Source organism: Pseudoxanthomonas sp. CF125, assembly GCF_900104085.1.
GTDB lineage: Bacteria > Pseudomonadota > Gammaproteobacteria > Xanthomonadales > Xanthomonadaceae > Pseudoxanthomonas_A.
Window position 1 is genome coordinate 1,831,017 of the sequence record NZ_FNLD01000001.1, and the last position, 21,358, is coordinate 1,852,374.

A 21,358-nucleotide genomic window follows, 5' to 3' on the forward strand; every position below is an offset into this window, starting at 1 on the left:
CGTCGAATTCGATGCTATTGCGGCGTATCAGCGCTTGGCGACCGTCAACACTTTCGGAGTGATGAAAATCAACAGCTCCGCCTTTTCCTTCTGGCGGCCTTTCTTCTTGAAGAGATTGCCCAGGAACGGAATGTCGCCGAGGAACGGGATCTTGGACAGGCTGCTGCGATCGGTGAACTCGTATACACCGCCGATCACCACCGTCTGCCCATCCTCCACCAGAACCGCGGTGGTGATCTCGCGCTTGTTGATCTGGGGGACCGCGCCGTAATCGCCGATATTGATAAAGCTGTCGACTTCGTCTTTCTTGACGTTGAGGTTCAGGAAGACGCGGCCGTCATTGGTGATCGTCGGGGTGACCTTCAACTCGAGCAATGCTTCCTTGAATTGCACGTTGGGGGTCGCCGTACCATTCGCACCCCCTGTGACGGTCACATAGCCGATTTCGCGACCCTGCCTGATGACCGCTTCTCGTTGGTTCGCCGTTACCAATCTTGGGTTGGAAATGACTTCGCCACGGCCCTCTTCCTGCAGCGCCGACAGTTCGATGTCCAGCGAGAAGTTGGCTCCCAGCAGGGTATAGGCGAGCGAACCGGGGGTGCCATCGACGAAGCCGCCGGCAGGCAGGTCGACGTTGAAGCCGCCCCGATTGTTTCCCGTACCACCCGTGTTTCCGGAAGCGGTGTCGCCGATAACAGCCGTATTGCCGCCGTACTGGTGCTTGCCGGACACACCGAAACGGGCACCCAGGTCACGTGCGAAGCTGTCGGTCGCGATGACGATGCGGCCCTCGATCAACACCTGATCGACTGGCCGGTCGATGACGTTGATCAGTTCGCGCATCTGCGCGACCTTTTTCGGGATGTCGCTGATCATTAGTGTGTTGGTGCGCTCATCGGCCACAAGGCGGCCGCGCTGCGACAGAAAGCCATTTTCCTGATTGTTTCCTCCGCCACCACCGCCACCGCCGCTACCACCACCGTTGCCGATGCCCTTCGCTTCGGTCAACGCTTTGAATATCTCGGTAGCGCTGTGATAGTTGATCTGCACGTAATCGGTGATCAGGTCCACGCGATTGTCGATGGCGATGCGCGCGTCTTCCTTGTCCTGCTCGAACTTGGCCAGCTCCGGCTGCGGCGCGACCCAGACCACGCCGCCTTCACGGCGCTGGTCCAGCCCCTTCGCGCGCAAAACGATATCGAGCGCCTGGTCCCACGGCACGTTGACCAATCGCAAGGTGACGTTGCCCTGGACGGTGTCGGAAGCCACGATGTTGAGGTTGGATTCCTCCGCTATCAGCTGCAACACGGTGCGGACCGGAACGTCCTGAAAATTGAACGTGACCGGGCGGCCCTTGTAGGCGCGCGGGGCGGCGGCCACGCTCGCCGAACCTGCGGCGACCGAGGACGAGGCCGAAGCGCCCATCGCCGATTGCGCCGCGCGCGGCACGATTTCCACGATGTATTCGTTGCCGGTCTGGTAAGCGAGGGACTCGAACGCGCCATTGGTGCTCAGCACCACCTGGGTGCCGCTGCCCGAAGCGTGCGCGTCGATGCGCTGCACGGGGGTGGCGAAATCGACGACGTTCATCGGTCGCTGCAGCGCGGCGGGAAGCACGGCATTGCCGACGTCCACGACCACCGAAGACCCCTGGTTGCGCAAGTCGGGCATCGCCCCCTTGCCGTTGAAACGGACGATCAGTCTGCCCGCCCCTCCATCGCCTCGCTTGAAGTCGATGTTGGCGATCTCCAGCTTGCCCGTCGCTTGCCGCGCGGGATCGGCATTGCCTGCTACTGCGGCGGGAGCCGGCGCGGCGGCCGTGGCTACGCCGGCCACGGCCAGCAAACCGATAGCTAGGCCAAGGCGGCAGACCCCATGGGTGGCCAAGCGCCGGAAGGGCAATGGGCTGTGAACGTTCGAAGCGGTCATCGTGTATCCCCTAATCATTGATCTTCAAGCGCAATCGACGCAGGCCTTTCCAGCCAGCCGCCCGCACCGTCCGGCACAAGTTCGACAAGTTCAATGCGATCTTCATGGACGCCGGTGATGCGACCATCGCTTTGCCCCAAGTAAGCGCCCGGCCGCACCCTGTAGGTGACCTTGTCCGGCGCCATCACCAATGCAATCAGTCCCGCGCCCTTGCCGATCGTGCCGACCATGTCCAGGCTATCCAGCGGATATTGCTCCAGCGTTTCCTTGCGCCGGTTCGGATCCGGTCGCAGGCCACCGCCATCGGTGTTGCTCCAGGCATCGCTGAAGGGATCGCGAAGGGTTTGCGCGGCGTATTCGAAGGTCTCGAACTGCTGCATGACCGGCAATGGCTCAAGCGCGGGCGCCGGGCGAGCCTGGACGTCGGCGACCCACTTCTCAAGATTGGGCGCATCGCCAGGCGTGCTGGTGATGCTGCGGGCGCAGCCGGTCGCCGCCAGAGCGATCAGCAGCACGCAAAGCCGACGGGAAAAGCGATTCGGTTTCTCGAGAGCCATGCTCATGCTCCACCACCGGCGGCTGGCGCTGGCGTTGCAGGCGGAGTCGCGCCCCCGGCGGCCTTGGCCGCTTCGGCAGCTTTCTTTTCCTGCGCTGCGGTTTCTTCTTCGTCCAGGTACCGGTAGGTCTTGACCGTGCCGGATAGCTCCAGGGCGCTGTTGTCGGTGATCCGGCCCTTGGTGTCCCGGGGCTTGAGCGAGATGTCGTGCATGGTCAGGATCACCACGCGCGGCAGCGACGCCACGCCGCTCACGAACGCGCCGAACTGGTGGTAGCTGCCCACCATGCGCAGTGCGATCGGTTTCTCGGCGTAGAACTCCTTGGGAGTTTCCGGGCCGGGCTGGAACAGCTCATTGGCCAGGCCGCTGGACAGAGCGGTCTGCGAGATGTCCACGATCAGGTCCGGCATTTCCGTCTTGCTGGGCAGCTGGCGCAACATCTGCTGCAGAACCTGCTCCATCTGGGCCAACTGCTGCTTCAAGGGTTCGAGATTGGCGGCGCGACCGGCCTTGTCTTCGAAATCGCGGCGAAGGTCGGACTCCTGGCGCTCGAGTCCTTCCAACTCCTCGCGCTTGCCCTTGATCAGCAGGAAATAAGCGAGAAACAGAATCAACAAGCCCACCAGTACACAGAACCCGATCTTGTAGTTCTGCGGCCAGTTGCCGATGTTGTTGAAATCGAGGTCGCTGATTTTTACTTTCTTCTGGCTCATGACGCCGGCCTCCCCTGATTCGTCGGCGCCGGCTTCTCAGCCGGTGTATTGGACGGCGAAGTGGCGGCGGGTGCGGCTGCGGGCGTCGTCGCCGGGGCCGCGCCGGGTGCCGGCGCAGCGGCGGGTGCTGGGCTCACGGACGGGGGGGCCGCCGGAACCGGCGCCGCAGGCATGTTTGCAGCGGTGTTCGCGCCCGACTCCGCAGTACCTGCGGCAGCCGGCACGTTGCCTTCGGCATCGGGAGCGTTCGGGTTCGCCAATTTCACTTTCAAGGTGAAGACATACGGAAGCTGGCGCGCTTCGGAGGTCACCACGGCCGCGCCGGCCGCTTTGTCTTCCGCCTTGGCCTCGATGATCGACAGGTCGGGGTTGGTCATCCAACCAGAACCTTCCAGATTGCGCATGTAGTTGCTGACCCGCGCATTGGACTGCGCGCGGCCTTCCAGGGTGAGGATCTCGCCTTCCTGCTTGATGCTGGCCAGGGCCACGCCATCGGGAATGGTGCGCACCAGCGAATCGAACAGATGCACCATCTGCGAACGGTTGGCCTGCAGCTGCTCGATCACTTTCTTGCGCGCCAGCAGGCGGTCTTTCTGCTTGTCCAGGGCTTCGATCTCCTTGATCTTGCCCTCCACTTTCTGGATCTCGGCCTGCAGGAACTGGTTGCGGGTGTTCTGGCCGCTGATCTGCTGGCCGTAGTGGAACCAGATCAGGAACGACAGCACCAGCCCGCCCGCGGCCGCCAGGCCCAGCATGCCGTAGAACTCTTTCTGTCGATTGGCGCGCCGCTCGGCGCGCCAGGGGAGAAGATTGATCTTCGCCATCAGTCGAAGCTCCTCAGGGCCAGGCCGGTGGCGATCATCAGCGCCGGAGCGTCCTGGGCCAACGCATGCGCCTGCACGCGTGGGCCGAGCGTCATCTGCGCCAGCGGATTGGCGACCACGGTCGGCACGCCCAACTGTTCTTCCACCATCTCCGGCAGACCCACCAGCGCGGCGCAACCGCCGGCCAGCACGATCTGGTCGACACGGTTGAATTCGCTGCCTGCGTAGAAGAACTGGAGCAGACGGCTGATCTGCTGCACGGTGGCTTCCTTGAAAGGCTCCAGCACTTCCACCTCATAGCTCTCGGGCAGGCCGCCCTGGCGCTTGGCCATGCCGGCTTCTTCGTAGGTCAGGCCATAGCGGCGCATCACTTCGTCGGTGAGCTGCTTGCCGCCGAACACCTGCTCGCGGCTGTAAAGGCTGCGGCCGGAGCGCAGGACGTTCAACGTGGTCATGGTGGCGCCGATATCGACCAGGGCCACCACGCCGTCGTGCGGAATCGGCAGTTCGCTGGACAACAGGGCGAAGGCGTTTTCGACCGCGAATGCTTCCACATCCATGATCCGGGCGGTCAGGCCCCCCAGCTCCAGCGCGGATTGCCGCAGTTCCACGTTCTCCGAGCGCGAGGCCGCCAGCAGCACCTGCACCATCTCGGGGTTGTTGGGCATCGGGCCCAGCACTTCGAAGTCGAGGTTCACTTCCTCGATCGGATACGGGATGTAGTTGACCGCCTCAAGCTCCACCTGGGCTTCCAGGTCGTTCTCGTCCAGCTCGGCGGGCATGGGGATGATCTTGGTGATCACCGCCGAACCTGCTACCGCGGCAGCGGCGTACTTGGTCTTGGTCCCGGCGCGGGTCACGGCGCGGCGGATCGCCTCGCCTACCGCCTCGACCTCGACGATGTTCTTCTCCACCACCGCATTGGGCGGTAGCGGCTCCACAGCGTAGTGATCTACGCGGAAGCGATTGCCGACCCGGGAAAGCTGCAGCAGCTTTACCGCGGTCGAACTTATGTCGACGCCAATGAGCGGCGACTGGCTTTTAGGTATAAGCCCCACGGTATCTCCCCTTCCGACAGGCACGACAAGCAGCCCCGGCTCACATTAATAACGAAGTTTTCACCACTTGCAATAGCCGTTAACCAGCCTGTGCGGCTTGTCACGGTTCACTAAAGATGTCCGGCAAGTCACTGTTTCCCCCCGGAACGTAACCGCCCTACCCCGAGTCATCTATACTCCCGCGCCACGTATTCTGCAATCGGAATCTGACCGGATGTCCCGTTTCCGCCGCCTGCTGCGCTGGGCATTTTTCACCTTTACGGCCCTGTTCCTGCTTGGCGCAATCGGCCTGGGAATCCTCTATTACGTGGTCTCCTCGAAGGTGCCGGACATCCAGTCCCTGCGCACGGTCGAACTCCAGGAACCCCTCTACGTCTATGCCAGCGACGGGCGTCTGATCGGGCTTTTCGGCGAGACCCGGCGCTACCCGGTCAACATCGAAAACGTCCCCAAGCAGGTCCAGGACGCGTTCATAGCCGCGGAAGACTCGAATTTCAGGACCCACAAGGGCATCGACCCGAAGGGCATCTCGCGCGCCCTGTGGCAGACCGCTACCCTCAAGGAAGGCCGCGTGGCCGGCGGCAGCACCATCACCCAGCAGGTGGCCCGCCAGTTCTTCCTGAGCTCGGAATACAGCTACACCCGCAAGCTGGTCGAAATGATGCTTGCGATGAAGATCGAGGGCATGCTGACCAAGCCCCAGATCCTGGAGCTCTATCTCAACAAGAGCTTCTTCGGCAATCGCGCCTACGGCGTGGCCGCCGCGGCCGAGTACTACTACGGCAAGCCCCTGGACCAGCTGACCCTGGGCGAGACCGCCACCCTGGTCAGCGCGCTCAAATTCCCCTCCAGCGGCAATCCCATCAGCAACCCCGAGCGCAACCACCAGCGCAGCGTCTATGTCATCGAGCGCATGCTGGAGGACAAATACATCACGCCGGCGCAGGCCGCCGAGGCCCAGGCCGAACCGATGCACGCCAAGCCGCATGAGCGCCCGGTCGAGGTCTATGCGCCCTATGTGGCCGAAATGGTGCGCCAGGAAATGATCGCGCGCTTCGGCGGCGAGGTGCTGACCAAGGGCTACCACGTCACCACCACCATCGACCCGGTCATGCAGATCGCGGCGGACATTGCGGTACGCGACGGCCTGCGTCTGTACGACCACCGCCATGGCTGGAACGGCGTGGAAAGGCATTTCGAGGTCACCGCCGATGCCGATGCAGCGGCCCTGGCCTCGCACGTGGCCGGCATCCCCGCCCAGAACGGACTGATTGCCACGGTGGTGGCCAGGACCAACAGCGACGGCGGCATTACCGTCGTCCTGCCCGACGCCAGCGAAGTCGCCCTGCCCGCCTCGGCCAGCCGCTGGACCGGCAAGAGCCCCGCTTCGCTGTTCAAGCGCGGCGACCTGGCCCGGATCAAGATGGACGCGCCGAAAGTGACCGCCGCAAAACCGGGCGAAACCGCCCAGCCGGCCGATGCCGCGCCGGTGACCTACCAGATCGACCAGATCCCGCGCGGCCAGGCCGCGCTGGTATCGCTGGACGCCAGCAACGGCGCAGTGAAGGCGATCATCGGCGGCTACAGCTTCGCCGGCAACAAGTTCAACCGCGCCACTCAGGCGCGGCGGCAGCCGGGCTCCAGTTTCAAACCGTTCCTGTATGCGGCGGCGTTCGAGCGCGGCTTCAATCCGGCCTCTATCGTCCTGGACGCACCGGTGGTGTTCCGCGACCGCCGCGGCCACATGTGGAGGCCGCAGAACGACGGCGGCGGCTTCCGCGGACCCATGCGCCTGCGCGAGGCGCTGGTGCAGTCGCGCAATCTGGTGTCGGTGCGCCTGCTGGACAGTATCGGCGTGGATTTCGCGCGCAAGTACATCAGCCAGTTCGGTTTCAACGAAGCCGAACTGCCACCCAACCTGTCGATGTCGCTGGGTACCGCTTCGCTCACGCCGCTGTCGATGGCGCGCGGTTATGCGGTGTTCGCCAACGGCGGCTCGCGGGTGACCCCGTGGTTCATCGATGAGATCAAGGACCGCGAGGGCAACGTCGTCTTCAAGGAAAAGCCCGCCACCGCTTGCCGCACCTGCGGAGGAGGCGGTGTCGCCGGTGCTCCCGCGCAGCAGGCCAGCACCGTAGTGGATGGCTTCGATTTCGGTCCCGCCCAGGACGGCAAGCCGAAAGCACCGGCCGAAACGGCCCCGAAGAAGCCCGTCGCGGCACCCAAGCCCGTAGACCCCAACCTGGTGGTCGCCCCGCGCGCCATCGACGAACGCACCGCCTATCAGCTGGTTTCGATGATGCGCGATGTCGTCCTGCGCGGCACCGCCACCGCGGCCAAGGTCCTCAATCGGGAAGATGTGGGCGGCAAGACCGGTTCCACCAATGACCACCGCGATGCGTGGTTCGGCGGCTTCGGCGGCCCCTACTCCACCGTAGTGTGGGTGGGCCGCGACGATTTCCGCAGCCTGGGCTACCGTGAATACGGCGGCAAGGCCGCGCTGCCCATCTGGATCGACTTCATGCGCGAGGCGTTGAAGGACCAGCCGATCGCGCAGAACGATCCGCCGGAGGGCATGGTGCAGGTGACCAGCAACGGTGCGACCGAATGGGTCAAGGCCGAAGACCTGGATCGCATACAGAGCGAAGAGTTCTTCAACACCGACGACAACGCCGCCGCCGACGAAGCCGCCTTCGACATCTTCTGATTTCGAACCAATAGCGGCCGGTTCAGGAGCGGGCCAGCCCGCTCCTACAACTTGCCGCATTCATCGGGTACAGTCCACGCAGGTTTCGACGCGGAGACTCACCATGCACCACGCGCGCCAGCATGCCGAAACCCGCACCCGCGAACGACGCCACCGGTTGGCCCACGAAGCGGCCCGGCTGATGGCCGAAGGCGGTTTCCGCGATTACCACCAGGCCAAGCTGAAAGCCGCCGAGCGCCTGGGCATTCACGACGACGCCTCGCTACCGCGCAACCGCGAGATTGAGGACGCGCTACGCGAGTACCAGCGTCTGTTCGTCGGCCAATCGCAACAGCAAGCGGTGCGCGTGCGCCGCGATGCCGCGTTGCGAGCGCTGGAATTCTTCGCCGGTTTTTCCCCGCGTTTGGTCGGCTCAGTGCTGGACGGAACCGCAGACGCCAATTCGCCGGTGCATCTGCAGCTGTATACCGACGACGCCGACGCAGTGCCGCGCTTCCTGGAAGAGCACCGCATTCCCGCCGACGCGCGCGCACGCCATCTGCGGCTGGACCGCGAGCGCAGCGACGATTTCCCGGTGTGGGTGTTCAGCGCAGAGGAACTGACCTTCGATGTGACCGTGCTTCCGCACGATGCCCTGCGGCAGGCGCCGCTGTCGGGCGTGGACGAACGGCCGATGAAACGGGCTTCGTTGGCGCAGCTGCGGCAGTTGCTGGCCGATGAGGAGATTGTGGGATATGAACTGAACGCATCTCGTTAATGGCGTTCTTTTTCCAGGATCGGCCCGCTTGCGTTTGCATGCGGAAGTAGCAGTAATTTTTGTTTAGTCGATGGAACTTATTGATTGACGGTGTGCGCTACCCGATCACCGCGGCCTACCTTGAGCCAGGGCCATTAAGAATTGTCCGATTGACTTGAACGCAAGTGTGCAACTTTGCACCTTTGAAATTTTTTGATATTGATCGCCTTTCCTTCTCCAATACACACTGACTGTCGTGCCCAACCAGACCTGCGATAGGGCGCTCTAGGTGTGAGTCTGTAGTTGTTGCCAAGGAGGCGATGGAAGTGAGCAAGTCGAAATGGACCTTCGTTCTGGCAATTGGATTGCTGGCATTGTTGGCTGGCCTGTACCTGTCGGGTTACCTCACCCTGCTGTTGCTGAAGCAGCATATCCCTCTGAAGTGGCATACCTATTGGGGCTATTACAAGACGCTGGATGTCCCGCAATGGGCACCCTATGCCAAGAAGATCAAGCTTGGCGGCGCCATCGGCTTTGGTGCACCTCTAGCCGGGTACGTCGCGCTCCTGGTATTTATCCTCAAGCCCAAGGCCAAGTCTCTGCACGGTGAGGCTCGGTTCGCCCACAGTGGCGATCTGGTCAGGAAGGACATGTTCAAGCCCTCGCCCACGGGCATCGTCGTGGGCAGGTTCGACGGCAAGCTGGTGCGGCTACCGGGACAACAGTTCGTAATCCTGGCCGCGCCCACCCGCTCGGGCAAGGGCGTGGGTGTCGTGATCCCCAACCTACTGGACTACCAGGAATCGATGGTGGTTCTGGACATCAAACAGGAGAACTTCGACCTGACCAGCGGATGGCGCAAGTCCCAAGGCCACGAAGTCTACTTGTTCAACCCTTTCGCCGAAGACCGCCGTACCCATCGCTGGAACCCGCTCAGCTATATCTCGCCGGACCCGGCTTTCCGCATTTCCGACATCCAGGCTGTCGCAGCGATGTTGTACCCGGATGGTTCGGACACCCAGAAATTCTGGATCAGCCAGGCGCGCAACACGTTTACGGCATTCACGCTGTATCTGTTCGAACGCTTCGATGACCAGCGAGCGCGCAAGGTGCCTCGGAAGCGCTTGCAGTTCCCCACGCTGGGGCATATCTATCGGCTCTCCTCAGGAGACGGCACCGACCTGAAGAAGTATCTGCAGGGCCTGTCGCAGGAACCCTACCTTAGCGGCCACGCCAAGACGGCCTTCGCCAATATACTCTCGCAGGCCGAAGAGACGTTCTCGTCCATCCTCGGTACCTTCAAGGAACCCCTGAACGCCTTTATCAACCCGATACTGGATGCGGCCACCAGCGTCAACGACTTCTTGCTCACCGACGTGCGCAAGAAGAAGATGACCATCTACATCGGCATCCAGCCTAACAAGCTGGCCGAGAGCCGGCTGATCGTCAATCTATTCTTCAGTCAGCTGATCAACCTGAACACCAAAGAGCTCCCGCAGAACAATCCAGCATTGAAGCACCAGTGCCTCTTGCTGATGGACGAGTTCACCGCCATCGGCAAGGTGGAAATCATCGCCAGTGCGGTGAGCTACATGGCTGGCTACAACATCCGTCTGTTGCCTATCATCCAGAGCATGTCGCAACTGGACGCCACCTACGGCAAGGATGTTTCGCGCACTCTCATTACCAATCACGCCTTGCAGATCGTCTATGCCCCTCGCGAGCAACAGGACGCGAATGACTATTCGGAGATGCTGGGCTACACCACGGTAGGCAAACAGAACATCACCCGAGGACGGGACTTTTCCCGCAGCGAGTCTCAGGAGCGCCGGGCGTTGATGTTGCCGCAGGAGCTCAAGGCGATGGGCTTCGACAAGGAGGTATTTCTGTACGAAGGCATTCCACATCCGGTGATGTGCGAGAAGATCAAGTATTACCAGGACAAGTATTTCACGCAGCGGCTGTTGCCGAAGATAGAAATTCCTCAGCTAAAACTATGAGCCGACAGATATGAATGCTCCATCATGGCTAAAGACCATCGCTTTCTACCATATCGCAGCTCTAGCGTCTGTCCCGTCTGCCGCTCAAGATACCAAAACACCTGCATATGTAGATGTACGAGCAGCAACAGCCGAAGCAAAACAGAAAACAGATTCAGCCAACTCGCTACAAGAGGGCGAGTATGTCACCGCTAAGGGCTGGGGGCAGCTCATCATTTCCCAGCAAGTTGGGAAGTCGACTTCATTTAACATCCAGTCTGTCACAGGCGAGAATGTCTGCGATCTCAGTGGAAAAGTTTTCAATGAAAACGGCATCGCGGTTGATTATCGCGGAAATACCTCCTGTGTCGTGAAGTTTGCAGAATCTGATGGTGCCATTGCAGTGTCCACGAATACTCCAGAGGAATGCAGGCATTTTTGCGGCGTGAATGGCGGGTTTGAAGGTCTATACCTGAAGGCCAAAGAAGGATGCCGCTCCGGGCAAATTGAATTCACGAGGATCGAGTTCAAGCAACTTTACGATCAGAAGCAATACAAGACGGCACTGTCTAAGCTGTCCCCCATCTTGGAAGATTGTTTATCCGTACTTGAATGGCAAGAAGAAGGAGGAATCCGAAACGACATCGCAATTACACAGCATAAATTGGGACTCAACTCTTCCTGCTTGAGAACACTTGAGTCCTACATCGTTGATGCTAGGAAGGATGATAATGAGGTTGTAGAGAATTGGCCGCCACCGTCGGTGGCGAATCAGTACCTAGCCATTATCAAAGCCGCAAGAACAAATATTCATCTATGCAACAGCGGCTTGCAACGGACATCCGCGTCCGTTTCCGATCATCCGATTCAGAAGTTGAAGACAGATTTCAGTGGCGAATGGTCCGTGAAATGGTGCGACAAGACTGCGCCTGAAGCAGAGTGTGGTGGGTTTTCAGCTGATCTGATCCAAGAAGGCGACAGAGTGAATGGTGAATCCTCTGGAGCGCGCGTTCGTTTAGCGCAAGTTGATGAAGGCGGCGTAATACATGGCATCGCAATTGGAGATACGGCAATACTCACAATAGAAAGTCTGCGCAGCGGAGCGATCTATCTCGTACAGGCCTCCATTCATGGCAACTGCATGCGCTGGAAGATTCGCGATACTGTTCGGCCCGCAGATGGTGATATCGATATCGTCGCGCTTGACGATGTATTAACTAGAGATTCTGCTGCGCAAGTATGCCGCTAACCAAGTGGCCGCTAAGGACGGATTTAAAAAGGAGAAATCAGCATGGACTATAGGGAGCTCGATCAAGCTGAATATGAGCGCAAATTGCGCACAACCATCATCGGTACCGAAGGGCTCCATGCTCATGCCCAGGACGTGGGCGATGGCCGAGCGACGATCGGATGGGGCTACACCTTCAATCGCGACAACAACGTCGAAATATGGCGCAACTCTGGCATCAATCTTACACAACAAGAATGGCAATCATTGGCAGCTATCGATGATGCCGGGGCTGCAGACCGTACTCGTCTCGGACTGGCGTTTCCAAGAGTTCTGAACGAGGCCGAGTCCAGCCAATTGCTACGAGCATCTTTCCGCGAATACGAGGCGCCTGCGATTCGTCTCAACATGCCTCTTTCTGATGAACGAGTCGCAGTAGTATCGCTTACTTATAATCGTGGTGTTGGCATGCTGAACGGCATACCCGTTCAAAATGTACCTGAACATCCTGTGATAGATGCAATCCGGGACGGCAATCGAGCCGAGGCCTGGTTTCAGATGCGTTATAACTGCTGGGGAAGCGACAGCCTGCAACATCAATACCCAGATGCAGCATCTAACGAGGGTGGGTTACGTAAGCGGCGATTCGCCGAAGCACAAACCTTTGGTCTCTACGATGACCCCAGTAACATCACGTCCGAAGAGGCACGTGATGTGTATCGAATGTATCAACTCCATCGCGATGAAATTGATCGCGTAGAGCGCAATTTCGGCACCACTATCGAGGGCGATGTCGCCCGTCGTAATCGTATCGCAGAAGCGAATCGCGACTATCCGGGTTTAGTTGGTGAATATGGCCGCGTGCAAACAATTGCTGAGGCGCTCGCCCCGGCTCGCACTACGCTGCTCCAAGAGTTACGACAACAGCATCCTGACCTTGCCGACCGATTGACCGATGCCAATTTCGGTGCAGGCCGCATCTACCTCGATCAAGGGCGTGACCGTCAAGATACTGCCACAGTAGATCGAGACCATCCTGGCAACACTAGAACGCAGAATGCAGTGCGGCGCGAACAGCGTAACACTACCATTCAAGACGTTGACCCCGATCACGTCGCTACGCTCGATGCTACGCGGACGCAGAGTGATGTGGAAATAGACAGCAACGACTTGTTGATCGGCATGGGAGGCAATGACACTCTCAAGGGTGGGCGCGGCAATGATGTTCTTATCGGCGGGCAAGGTAGCGACCAGCTCCAAGGAGGACAAGGGCACGATACCTACGTCGTGAGCAATGGCGACGTTATTCAGGATAGTGACCGGCAGGGTGAAGTGCGATGGGGCGGTCGCCAGCTTACGGGCGGCACCGGTGAGCAGTCCGATCCCGAGAACGCATATCGTAGTGTGGACGGTCGTTACACTTATGAACTGGTGAATGGCGACCTGACCATTACGGACAGTACCGCAACAGATCAGACACTGCGCGAAAAGATCGTTGTAAAGAATTTTGAGAACGGTACCCTTGGGGTCAACCTATCCGGACCCAGCCAAGCGGACCGTACTGCCCGTGATCCACGTGATCCTGACCACCCAGACCACGTCATGAATCAATCTGTACGCGATCAAGTTCGCTCATTGTATGCCGACCACGGAATACCCTTGACCGATCAGCAACTCGATCGCACCACCGCTTGCGTCATGGCCGACGCCCGGCGCTCCGGGATGACCAAGGTGACTGCACTGGAATTCAGCGAGGACTACGCCACCGGCAAGCCGGACTTGAACGGCAACCTCATCGCCTACCAAGGCGATCCCAACAATCCAGCCACCCGCTACAGCGCGACCGAGACGCAGCGGGCAGCCGCGACCCCGCCGGAGGACTCCTACCGGCAGTTCGAACATGCCACGCAGGAACACGCACAGACACAGGCCCAGTTCCTGGCCCAGCAGGAACAGGTGTCCCAAAGCCGCAGCGGGCCCGTCCACAGCGTTTAGGGTATTGCCTGCTCCGCATAAGAAAAACGCCCCGCAATGCGGGGCGTTTTTTCTCTTGCACCAACCGAACCGATCAACGCTGATCGATGCCCTTGTAGTCGCGTTCCGCGTAGCCGGTGTAGATCTGACGTGGACGGCCGATCTTGGCTTCCGGGTCGACCTGCTGCTCCAGCCAGTGCGCCACCCAGCCTGCCGTGCGGGCGATGGCGAACATCACCGTGAACATCTCGGTGGGGATGTTCAGCGCCTTGTAGATGATGCCGCTGTAGAAGTCGACGTTGGGGTACAGCTTGCGCTGCACGAAGTAGTCGTCCTTCAGCGCAGCCTCTTCCAGACGCAACGCCACTTCCAGCATCGGGTCGTTGACGCCCAGTTCGGCCAGCACTTCGTGGGTCATCTCGCGGATGATCTTGGCGCGCGGATCGAAATTCTTGTAGACGCGGTGGCCGAAGCCCATCAGACGGAAACCCGATTCCTTGTCCTTGGCCTTGTCGATCGCCGAGCTCACGCTCTCCGGCTTGCCGATCTCGGCCAGCATCTTCAGCACGGCCTCGTTGGCGCCGCCATGCGCAGGGCCCCACAACGCGGCAACGCCGGCGGCGACGCAGGCGTACGGATTGGCGCCGGTGGAACCGACCATGCGCACGGTGGAGGTGGAAGCGTTCTGCTCGTGGTCCGCGTGCAGGATGAACAGCAGATCCAGCGCCTTGGCGGCGACCGGATTGAGGTCCAGCGGCTCGCTGGGCACTTCGAACATCATGTGCAGGAAGCGATCCACGTAGGCGTGGTTGTTGCGCGGGAAGCGCACCGGCCAACCGATCGAATAGCGGTAGCAGGCTGCCGCGATCGTCGGCACCTTGGCGATCAGCCGGATCGCGGCCAGGCGGCGCTGCTCGGGGTCTTCCAGGTCCAACGTGTTGTGGTAGAACGCGGCCATCGAGCCGACCATTCCCACCATCATCGCCATCGGATGCGCGTCGTGGCGGAAACCGCCGAGGAAGTTCTTGAAGGCCTCGTGCATCATCGTGTGATGCGCGACTTCATGGTCGAACTTGGCGAATTCGTCCGCCGTGGGCAGCTCGCCGTTCATCAGCAGATACGCCACTTCCAGGAAGCTGGAGTTCTTGGCCAATTGCTCGATCGGGTAGCCGCGATACAGCAGCACGCCGGCGTCGCCATCGATGTAGGTGACGGCGGACTTGCAGCTGGCCGTTGCGGTGTAGCCGGAATCGTAGGTGAAAAGACCCGTTTCCTTGGTCAGCTTGGAAATGTCGACACAACTATTGCCGAGCGTGGGTTTGAGTACCGGCATGACCACCGATTTTTCGCCGGCGGTCAATGTGGCCTGGTCGAGTTCTGACACAGTGCGCTCCTTCGTGGGGATGCGCCGGTCGGCGATGCCGGCGGCGCGGGACGGGAGTCCAGGCCGTGTTGACGCTGGATGGCCGAATTATCGCACACGCGTTTTGGAGCCGTCGCTCAAAAGAACGCGGAGTTCAGACCAAAGGATGAGAACGGAGTGTCATGGCGCCGCAACGAAAACGGCCGCGCTGGGCGCGGCCGTCCGGTACAGCGGCGCTGCAGGAATTACTTCGCCTGCTGGTAGCGCTTCTGGAACTTGTCGATGCGGCCGCCGGTGTCCATGACCTTGTGCTGGCCCGTGTAGAACGGGTGCGACGAGGAGGAGATTTCCACCTTGATCAGCGGATACTCGTTGCCGTCTTCCCACTTCACGGTCTCTTTGGAGGCCAGGGTGGAACGGGTCAGGATCTTGAAATCGGAGGTGACGTCCTGGAAGACGACGTCGCGGTATTCGGGATGGATGTCGGCCTTCATGGCGGCACCAGGTATCTAGGGAAGTGAAGAGCGGCATTTTAGCCCGCCGCCGCCCTTCCGTGCAACCCGCCCTTCAACCGGCCGCCAGGGCAGCCTGGACCAGGGCCTCGAAACGGGCCTGGTCGTAGCGCATCAGCAGGGTCGCGTTGTCCGGCTTGCCGTGCTGGCGGTTCCAGTCCACCACGGTGGCGCCGCGGGTCAGGGTGCCGGCCAGCTCCACCGCCACCGGGCGGTCCAGCAGCTCCTGGGCCCCTTGCGGCTGCAGGGCATAGGCCATGGCCAGGGCGTCGGCCGAGTGCCAATGGTCGCCGCGGCGGTCGGCCGACCAGTTGCGGGTCTGCAGGGAGATCTGGTTGTAGAAACGGGCCCGCGGGGAGTCCGCCTGCAGCCATTGCTCGGCCTTGGTATGCAGGAAGCCGTGCGCCATCACCGCTTCCCAGTCGGCCAGGTCGATATGCGGGAACCCCTGAAAAACGATATGCGCCGCTTCCGGATCGAAGGCGACGTTGAACTCGGCCGCGGCGGTGATGTTGCCGTGGGCGCTGACCGCCCCGCCCATGACCACGAAGCGCTTGATGCGCTGGGGCAACGTGGGGTCCAGCTTCAGCGCAAGCGCGATGTTGGTCAGCGGGCCGAGCGCGACCAGCAGCAATCGGCCGGCATGCTGGTGCGACAGGCGCAGGATCGCCAGCGCGGCGTGCTCGGCCTCGGCCTGGCGCGTGGCGGGGTCGAAGCCGATATCGCCGAAGCCATCGCGCCCGTGCACATGCGCGGCGTCGACCGACGGATGCAGCAGCGGATCGGCGCAGCCGGCGTAGACCGGCACGTCCTGGCGCCCGGCGATTTCGCAGAGCTTGAGCGCGTTGCGCACGGTGTAATCCAGGCCGACGTTGCCGGCGGCGATGGTCAGGCCGACCAACTCATGATCGGGATCGTTGAACGCCATCAACAGGGCGAGAGCGTCGTCTACGCCGGGGTCGGTGTCGATCAACAGGGGAATCTTGTCGGTCATGTTTCGTCTTCCAATTCGATGATGGAGTTTCGCACGTAGGTCGGGGCTACGTCCCCGACGCATTGCGCCCGTCGGGGATGTAACCCCGACCTACGCCGACGCGTATCTGGCCGCGCCGCCCACCCAGCGCGCGATGATCCGGTCGGCGACGTCCGGCGAATCGGCCAGCAACCGGTCCGCCAGTTCGCGCACCAGCGGCAGCATGCCTGCATCGCGCGCGAGGTCGGCCACGCGGAAGGCGGCCAGGCCGGTCTGACGCGTACCCAGCAACTCGCCGGGGCCGCGCAGTTCCAGATCCTTCTCGGCGATGACGAAGCCATCGTTGGTTTCGCGCATGGTCGCCAGCCGCTGTTTGGCCATAAGCGACAACGGCGCCTGGTACAACAGCACGCAGTTGGAAGCCGCCGCGCCGCGCCCTACCCGTCCGCGCAGCTGGTGCAGTTGCGCCAGGCCCAGGCGCTCGGCGTTCTCGACGATCATCAGCGAGGCGTTGGGCACGTCCACGCCTACCTCGATGACCGTGGTCGCCACCAGCAGGTCGATGTCGCCGGCCTTGAAGGCGCGCATCGTGTCCTGCTTCTCTGCCTGTTTCATGCGGCCGTGTACCAGTCCCACGCGCACGCCGGGAAGCTGCGCCGACAAGGCTTCGTAAGTACCCTGCGCCGCCTGCGCCACGACTTCGTCGCTGTCGTCGATCAACGTACACACCCAATAGGCCTGCCGCCCTTCGGCGCAGGCCGCGCGGATGCGTTCCACCAGTTCGGGCCGCCGTTCGCCGCTCAAGGCGATGGTCTGCACCGGCGTGCGGCCGGGCGGCAGCTCATCGATGGCGGATACGTCCAGGTCGGCGTACGCCGCCATCGCCAGCGTGCGCGGAATGGGCGTGGCGGTCATGATCAGCTGGTGCGGCACCGATCGGCCGGAAGCGCCCTTGTCGCGCAGCGCCAGGCGCTGGTGCACGCCGAAACGGTGTTGTTCGTCGATGATGGCCAGGGCCAGATCGTGGAAGACGACCGCTTCCTGCATCAACGCATGCGTGCCGACCACTACTTGCGCCGCGCCGGAGGCGACTTCCGCCAACACGCCGGTGCGCGCCTTGCCGGTGACCTTGCCGGCCAGCCACGCTACGCGGATACCCAGCGGCTCCAGCCATTGGCGCAGGTTGGCCAGGTGCTGCTCAGCCAGCAATTCTGTCGGCGCGGCCAGCGCAGCCTGCTTGCCTGCTTCCACCGCGAGCATGGCCGCCATCGCCGCGACCACGGTCTTGCCGCTGCCCACATCGCCCTGCACCAGCCGCATCATCGGCGAGGGTTGCGCCAGGTCGTGGCGGATCTGCGCGAACACGCGCCGTTGCGCGCCGGTCAGCGAAAACGGCAATGCCGACCGCAGTTGCGAAGCGAGCTTGCCTTTGCCCGCCAGCGCAGGAGCGTGGTGACGCTGCAAGGCGATGCGCTGCCGGCGCAGGCTCAGGTTGTGCGCGAGCAGCTCTTCCAGCGCCAGGCGGCGCTGTGCGGGATGGGTGCCGGTCGCCAGCGCGGCGACATCGGCATCGCGTGCAGGCCGGTGCATGCCCAGCAGGGCCTGGCGCAGCGAAGGCAACTGCAGGCCGCGCAACATTTCGGGCGGCAGCAGTTCCAATGAAGCTTCATCGGGCAGGCGATCCAGCGCCTGCCCGATCAGCTTGCGCATCGAAGCCGGGCCGATGCCTTCGACCGCGGGATAGACCGGGTCCAGTTCTTCGCCCAGCGATGCGGCGTCGCCCTCGCCCAGCACCCGGTAGCTGGGATGGACGATTTCCAAACCGTTCTGCCCCGGCTTGGGCGTGCCGTAGCAACGGACCAGCGCGCCCGGCGCGAACTGCGCGACCTGTGCGGCGCGGAAATGGAAAAAGCGCAGCACCAGGGTGGCGTGCGATTCATCGCCGATCGCCACGCGCAGCAGCGGGCGATAACGGAAACCGCGCTCGACTGCCTCCACCCGGCCTTCCACTTGCGCCGGCACCCCCGGCTGCAGGGAGCGGATGGGCGTGAGCTGGGTGCGGTCTTCATAGCGAAGCGGCAGGTGCAGCCACAGGTCCTGCAGCGTCAACAATCCGCGCGCCGCCAGTTTTTCCGCCACGCGCGGGCCCACGCCGGCGAGTTGTCCGGCGATGGGCTGGTTGAAGGCGGGTTCTTCGCTGCGTGGCGCGGACGGCATCTGACTAGGATGCCGACCGCACCGGATTAACGCCAGTCAGGATTCGCCGCGCCAGCGTGTCAGAACGGAGCTCCAGGCATTGGAAGCGCCGGGATCTCCGCAGGTCAGAACTTCACCCCTACTTCCATCCCGTAGGTGCGCGGCTCGCTGACCACCGCGCCCACCGTGCCGAAGGCCTCGCGGCCGTACACGTTCAGCTGGCCGACGTACTGGTTGTCGAACACGTTGTTGGCGTAGACCGCCCAGTTCCAGTGGCCGCGGGCCGAAGACCAGCCCAGGCGGACGTCGGTACGGTTCTGCGATTCTCCGGTGGAGAAATTGGGCAGGCTTGTGCAGTCGCCCGAACCGCGGTTGTAGTCGTTGCTGCGGCAGGCGCCGCGATAGGCGTGGCGCAAGGCCAGGCGCAGGTCGCCGCCATCGCCGAGGTTCCAGGTGTAGTGGCCGCCCACCGCCGCCGACCACGACGGCTCGCCCGTGGGCTGCCCGTTGAGATCCAGCAACCCGGCAGCGGTGTTGACGTTGTAGTCCTTGTATTTGGAGTTGATGTACTCGGCGTTGAAATCGATGCCGAACGCATTGCTGACCTGCCAGCGCAGGTCGAAATCCACGCCGTAGGCTTCCACGTCGCCGGTATCCACGACGAACCGCGGGATAGTGCTGGTGTTGTCCAGACGGATCGACTGGCGATTGTCGTAGCGATAGGAGAATACCGATGCGTTGTAGGCCAGACGCGCCTCCGGCAAGGTGTGCTTGATGCCTATTTCGGCGTTCCACACGTCTTCGTTGTCGAACTCGCTGCCGATCTGCAAGGCGTTGTAGCCGCCGGCCTTGTAGCCCTTGGCCAGCGAGGCGAAGCCCATCAAATTGTCGGTGAAGTGATAGTCCGCAACCAGGCGCGGGCTCCAGTCGCTCCAAGACTTGCTGGCGCGATTGGTCACGCCTTTATTCATCATCGCCGGCGGATCGATGAAGGCCAGGTCGAAGATGAAGAATTCCTTCGGCACGCCGGCCAGGGCGAAGAATCCAGCCGCGTCCAACGCATCGAGCGTGGCGTCCAGGGTGGGCGCATTGCGGATGTCGTTGAACCAGCTGAAGTCCTTCTCGTCGCGGGTATAGCGCAGGCCGAAGGTCAGGTTGAGTTTGTCGTTGACATGCCAGATCACGTCGCCGAAACCGGCATACGATTTCGTCTTCAACGTGTTGTAGAACTGCTCGTTCCAGGCATGGTCCATGAGCGTCAGCGGAATGCCGAACGAACCCAGCACCTGGGAGAAGAATCCGAACAGCGTGCCGTCCGGCGTCGGCGCCAGACCCAGATTGGACACCGCCGTATCCACCGCGGTAGTAGTGGTGTTGATCTCGCTGGTCTGATTCGCTTCCTCTTCGTAGTAGCTCACTCCCGCCACCCAGTCGAGCCGATCGGTGGCGCCGCTGAACTTGAATTCCTGATACCTGGTCTCGTTGGACTCGCTGTTGGTGGAATCCAGATACAGGTTGGGCCGGTTGGTACCGTCCTCTTCCACGCGATTGAGCGCATCGAACTGGCGCCAGGCGGTGGTGGAAGTCAGATGGCCCCATTCGAAGCCGTGATCGACGATCAAGGTGACGCCATCGAAGGTGCGCCACTCGGCGCTGGCGGCGGTGTCGTTGAAAGTGTCGATGTCGCGCGGATCGAGATAAGTCAGCGGGTCGGCTGGAGCGACCGGCAAACCCGGCGCCGGGGGCAACGGCACGATGCCGGTGGTGGGCCGCCCGAGCTGATCCAGACTCTCGTGGTCCCAACTCAGCAGCGCCGTGGTGTTGTCGGTGATGCCCAGTTGCAAGGCCGCACGCGTGGCCCAGACGTTGTCGCCACCCAGGTCTTTGCCGGTTGCGCCGTCCTGCAACCAGCCGTCGCTGGTGTTCAGCAGGCCGTTGAGGCGCAGCGCGGCGCGGTCGCTCAGGGGGATGTTGGCCATCGCTTCCAGGTACTGCTTGCCATAGTTGCCCAACCTGAGTTTGGCCGCGGCCTCGGTCTCGTTGCTGGGCCGCTTGGTGATCACCGATACCGCGCCCGCAGCCGTGTTGCGGCCGAACAAAGTGCCCTGCGGGCCCTTCAGTACTTCGATGCGTTCCACATCGGTCAGCGGCAGCAAGATGCCGCCGCTGCGCCCGGTGTAGACGCCGTCGATGAACACGCCCACGGCCGGATCGGTGCCAATACCGAAATCGTCGGTACTGATGCCGCGCAGCGCGATAGAAGGTTGCGTGGGCTGCACGCTGTTGATCTGCAGGCCCGGCACGAAGCTGTCCAGGTCGCCCAGGTCTTCGGCCGCCACGTCCTGGATCATGCGGTCGTCCAGCACCTGCAGTGCTATCGGCACGTCCTGCAGTTCCTGGGTACGGCTCTGCGCAGTGACCAGGATGCGGTCCAGCGTGGTCGCATCGGTTTCTGCCGGCGCCGCCTCGGTCTGCTGCGCCCAGGCCGTTCCTGTCGATACCGCCAGCAGGCATCCGCCGAACAAGGCGCGCCGCATTCCCACTACCAGTCCACGTTGGATCAACTTCATCGCTCTCTCCCCGTTGATTGCTATGCGGCGAATCGTCGC

Annotated in this window: 15 protein-coding genes; 5 read left to right on the forward strand and 10 right to left on the reverse strand. The window is 62.1% G+C overall.

Annotation, left to right across the window (positions count from 1 at the left end; translation table 11 throughout):
* Positions 1-27: 27 nt before the first annotated feature.
* Genes BLR66_RS08220 through BLR66_RS08240 form a run of 5 tightly spaced genes read right to left on the reverse strand, consistent with a single transcriptional unit; the run spans position 28 to position 5,081 of the window.
* Complete coding sequence (locus BLR66_RS08220) at positions 28-1,929, reverse strand: type IV pilus secretin PilQ (RefSeq protein ID WP_093283065.1); 1,902 nt, start codon at positions 1,927-1,929, stop codon at positions 28-30.
* Between the two features lie 14 nt (positions 1,930-1,943).
* Positions 1,944-2,486: a pilus assembly protein PilP gene (locus BLR66_RS08225; RefSeq protein WP_093283069.1), complete on the reverse strand. Its 543-nt coding sequence runs from the start codon at positions 2,484-2,486 to the stop codon at positions 1,944-1,946.
* 2 nt (positions 2,487-2,488) lie between these two features.
* Positions 2,489-3,199, reverse strand: coding sequence for a type IV pilus inner membrane component PilO (gene pilO / locus BLR66_RS08230; RefSeq protein ID WP_093283073.1), 711 nt, complete (start codon positions 3,197-3,199; stop codon positions 2,489-2,491).
* The gene (locus BLR66_RS08235; RefSeq protein WP_093283076.1) at positions 3,196-4,023 is read right to left on the reverse strand and encodes a PilN domain-containing protein; all 828 of its coding nucleotides are present in this window, start codon (positions 4,021-4,023) and stop codon (positions 3,196-3,198) included. Before BLR66_RS08235 ends, pilO begins: the two co-directional genes overlap by 4 nt.
* Positions 4,023-5,081, reverse strand: a complete 1,059-nt coding sequence (locus tag BLR66_RS08240; RefSeq protein WP_093283079.1) for a pilus assembly protein PilM — start codon at positions 5,079-5,081, stop codon at positions 4,023-4,025. Before BLR66_RS08240 ends, BLR66_RS08235 begins: the two co-directional genes overlap by 1 nt.
* A gap of 214 nt (positions 5,082-5,295) precedes the next feature.
* Here BLR66_RS08240 and BLR66_RS08245 point away from each other — a divergent pair, with 214 nt between their 5' ends.
* The 5 genes from BLR66_RS08245 (at position 5,296) to BLR66_RS19480 (ending at position 13,726) form a co-directional block, all read left to right on the forward strand.
* The gene (locus BLR66_RS08245) at positions 5,296-7,788 is read left to right on the forward strand and encodes a penicillin-binding protein 1A (RefSeq protein ID WP_093283082.1); all 2,493 of its coding nucleotides are present in this window, start codon (positions 5,296-5,298) and stop codon (positions 7,786-7,788) included.
* A 103-nt stretch (positions 7,789-7,891) separates the two neighbouring features.
* Entirely contained in the window at positions 7,892-8,545 is a 654-nt protein-coding gene (locus BLR66_RS08250) for a hypothetical protein (RefSeq protein WP_093283085.1), read from the forward strand.
* Positions 8,546-8,844: 299 nt separating this feature from the next.
* A complete protein-coding gene (locus BLR66_RS08255; protein ID WP_093283086.1) occupies positions 8,845-10,524 on the forward strand; it encodes a type IV secretory system conjugative DNA transfer family protein in 1,680 nt (559 codons plus the stop codon).
* 10 nt (positions 10,525-10,534) lie between these two features.
* Positions 10,535-11,752 (forward strand): hypothetical protein, encoded by a 1,218-nt coding sequence (locus tag BLR66_RS19190; RefSeq protein ID WP_176943797.1) that lies wholly within the window; start codon positions 10,535-10,537, stop codon positions 11,750-11,752.
* Between the two features lie 42 nt (positions 11,753-11,794).
* Complete coding sequence (locus BLR66_RS19480; RefSeq protein ID WP_143014587.1) at positions 11,795-13,726, forward strand: XVIPCD domain-containing protein; 1,932 nt, start codon at positions 11,795-11,797, stop codon at positions 13,724-13,726.
* Between the two features lie 73 nt (positions 13,727-13,799).
* On the opposite strand, the gene BLR66_RS08275 is transcribed toward BLR66_RS19480, so the two are convergent.
* The 5 genes from BLR66_RS08275 to BLR66_RS08295 form a co-directional block, all read right to left on the reverse strand.
* Positions 13,800-15,089: a citrate synthase gene (locus BLR66_RS08275; RefSeq protein WP_093283095.1), complete on the reverse strand. Its 1,290-nt coding sequence runs from the start codon at positions 15,087-15,089 to the stop codon at positions 13,800-13,802.
* Between the two features lie 224 nt (positions 15,090-15,313).
* Positions 15,314-15,562: a type B 50S ribosomal protein L31 gene (locus BLR66_RS08280; RefSeq protein ID WP_093283098.1), complete on the reverse strand. Its 249-nt coding sequence runs from the start codon at positions 15,560-15,562 to the stop codon at positions 15,314-15,316.
* Positions 15,563-15,635: 73 nt separating this feature from the next.
* Positions 15,636-16,574 carry a nucleoside hydrolase gene (locus BLR66_RS08285; RefSeq protein ID WP_093283101.1) on the reverse strand — a complete coding sequence of 313 codons (939 nt, stop codon included), beginning with the start codon at positions 16,572-16,574 and terminating at the stop codon, positions 15,636-15,638.
* A gap of 90 nt (positions 16,575-16,664) precedes the next feature.
* On the reverse strand, positions 16,665-18,770 hold the full coding sequence (gene recG / locus BLR66_RS08290) for an ATP-dependent DNA helicase RecG (protein WP_093283104.1): 2,106 nt from the start codon (positions 18,768-18,770) through the stop codon (positions 16,665-16,667).
* A gap of 104 nt (positions 18,771-18,874) precedes the next feature.
* On the reverse strand, positions 18,875-21,319 hold the full coding sequence (locus tag BLR66_RS08295) for a TonB-dependent receptor (RefSeq protein ID WP_093283109.1): 2,445 nt from the start codon (positions 21,317-21,319) through the stop codon (positions 18,875-18,877).
* Between the last annotated feature and the right edge of the window lie 39 nt (positions 21,320-21,358).

Excerpts from the sequence above, each read along its gene's own strand:
- BLR66_RS08220 (WP_093283065.1), bottom strand. The coding sequence starts at position 1,929 with ATGACCGCTTCGAACGTTCACAGCCCATTGCCCTTCCGGCGCTTGGCC.
- BLR66_RS08225 (WP_093283069.1), bottom strand. The coding sequence starts at position 2,486 with ATGGCTCTCGAGAAACCGAATCGCTTTTCCCGTCGGCTTTGCGTGCTG.
- pilO (WP_093283073.1), bottom strand. The coding sequence starts at position 3,199 with ATGAGCCAGAAGAAAGTAAAAATCAGCGACCTCGATTTCAACAACATC.
- BLR66_RS08235 (WP_093283076.1), bottom strand. The coding sequence starts at position 4,023 with ATGGCGAAGATCAATCTTCTCCCCTGGCGCGCCGAGCGGCGCGCCAAT.
- BLR66_RS08245 (WP_093283082.1), top strand. The coding sequence starts at position 5,296 with ATGTCCCGTTTCCGCCGCCTGCTGCGCTGGGCATTTTTCACCTTTACG.
- BLR66_RS08250 (WP_093283085.1), top strand. The coding sequence starts at position 7,892 with ATGCACCACGCGCGCCAGCATGCCGAAACCCGCACCCGCGAACGACGC.
- BLR66_RS08255 (WP_093283086.1), top strand. The coding sequence starts at position 8,845 with ATGGAAGTGAGCAAGTCGAAATGGACCTTCGTTCTGGCAATTGGATTG.
- BLR66_RS19190 (WP_176943797.1), top strand. The coding sequence starts at position 10,535 with ATGAATGCTCCATCATGGCTAAAGACCATCGCTTTCTACCATATCGCA.
- BLR66_RS19480 (WP_143014587.1), top strand. The coding sequence starts at position 11,795 with ATGGACTATAGGGAGCTCGATCAAGCTGAATATGAGCGCAAATTGCGC.
- BLR66_RS08280 (WP_093283098.1), bottom strand. The coding sequence starts at position 15,562 with ATGAAGGCCGACATCCATCCCGAATACCGCGACGTCGTCTTCCAGGAC.
- BLR66_RS08285 (WP_093283101.1), bottom strand. The coding sequence starts at position 16,574 with ATGACCGACAAGATTCCCCTGTTGATCGACACCGACCCCGGCGTAGAC.
- recG (WP_093283104.1), bottom strand. The coding sequence starts at position 18,770 with ATGCCGTCCGCGCCACGCAGCGAAGAACCCGCCTTCAACCAGCCCATC.
- BLR66_RS08295 (WP_093283109.1), bottom strand. The coding sequence starts at position 21,319 with ATGAAGTTGATCCAACGTGGACTGGTAGTGGGAATGCGGCGCGCCTTG.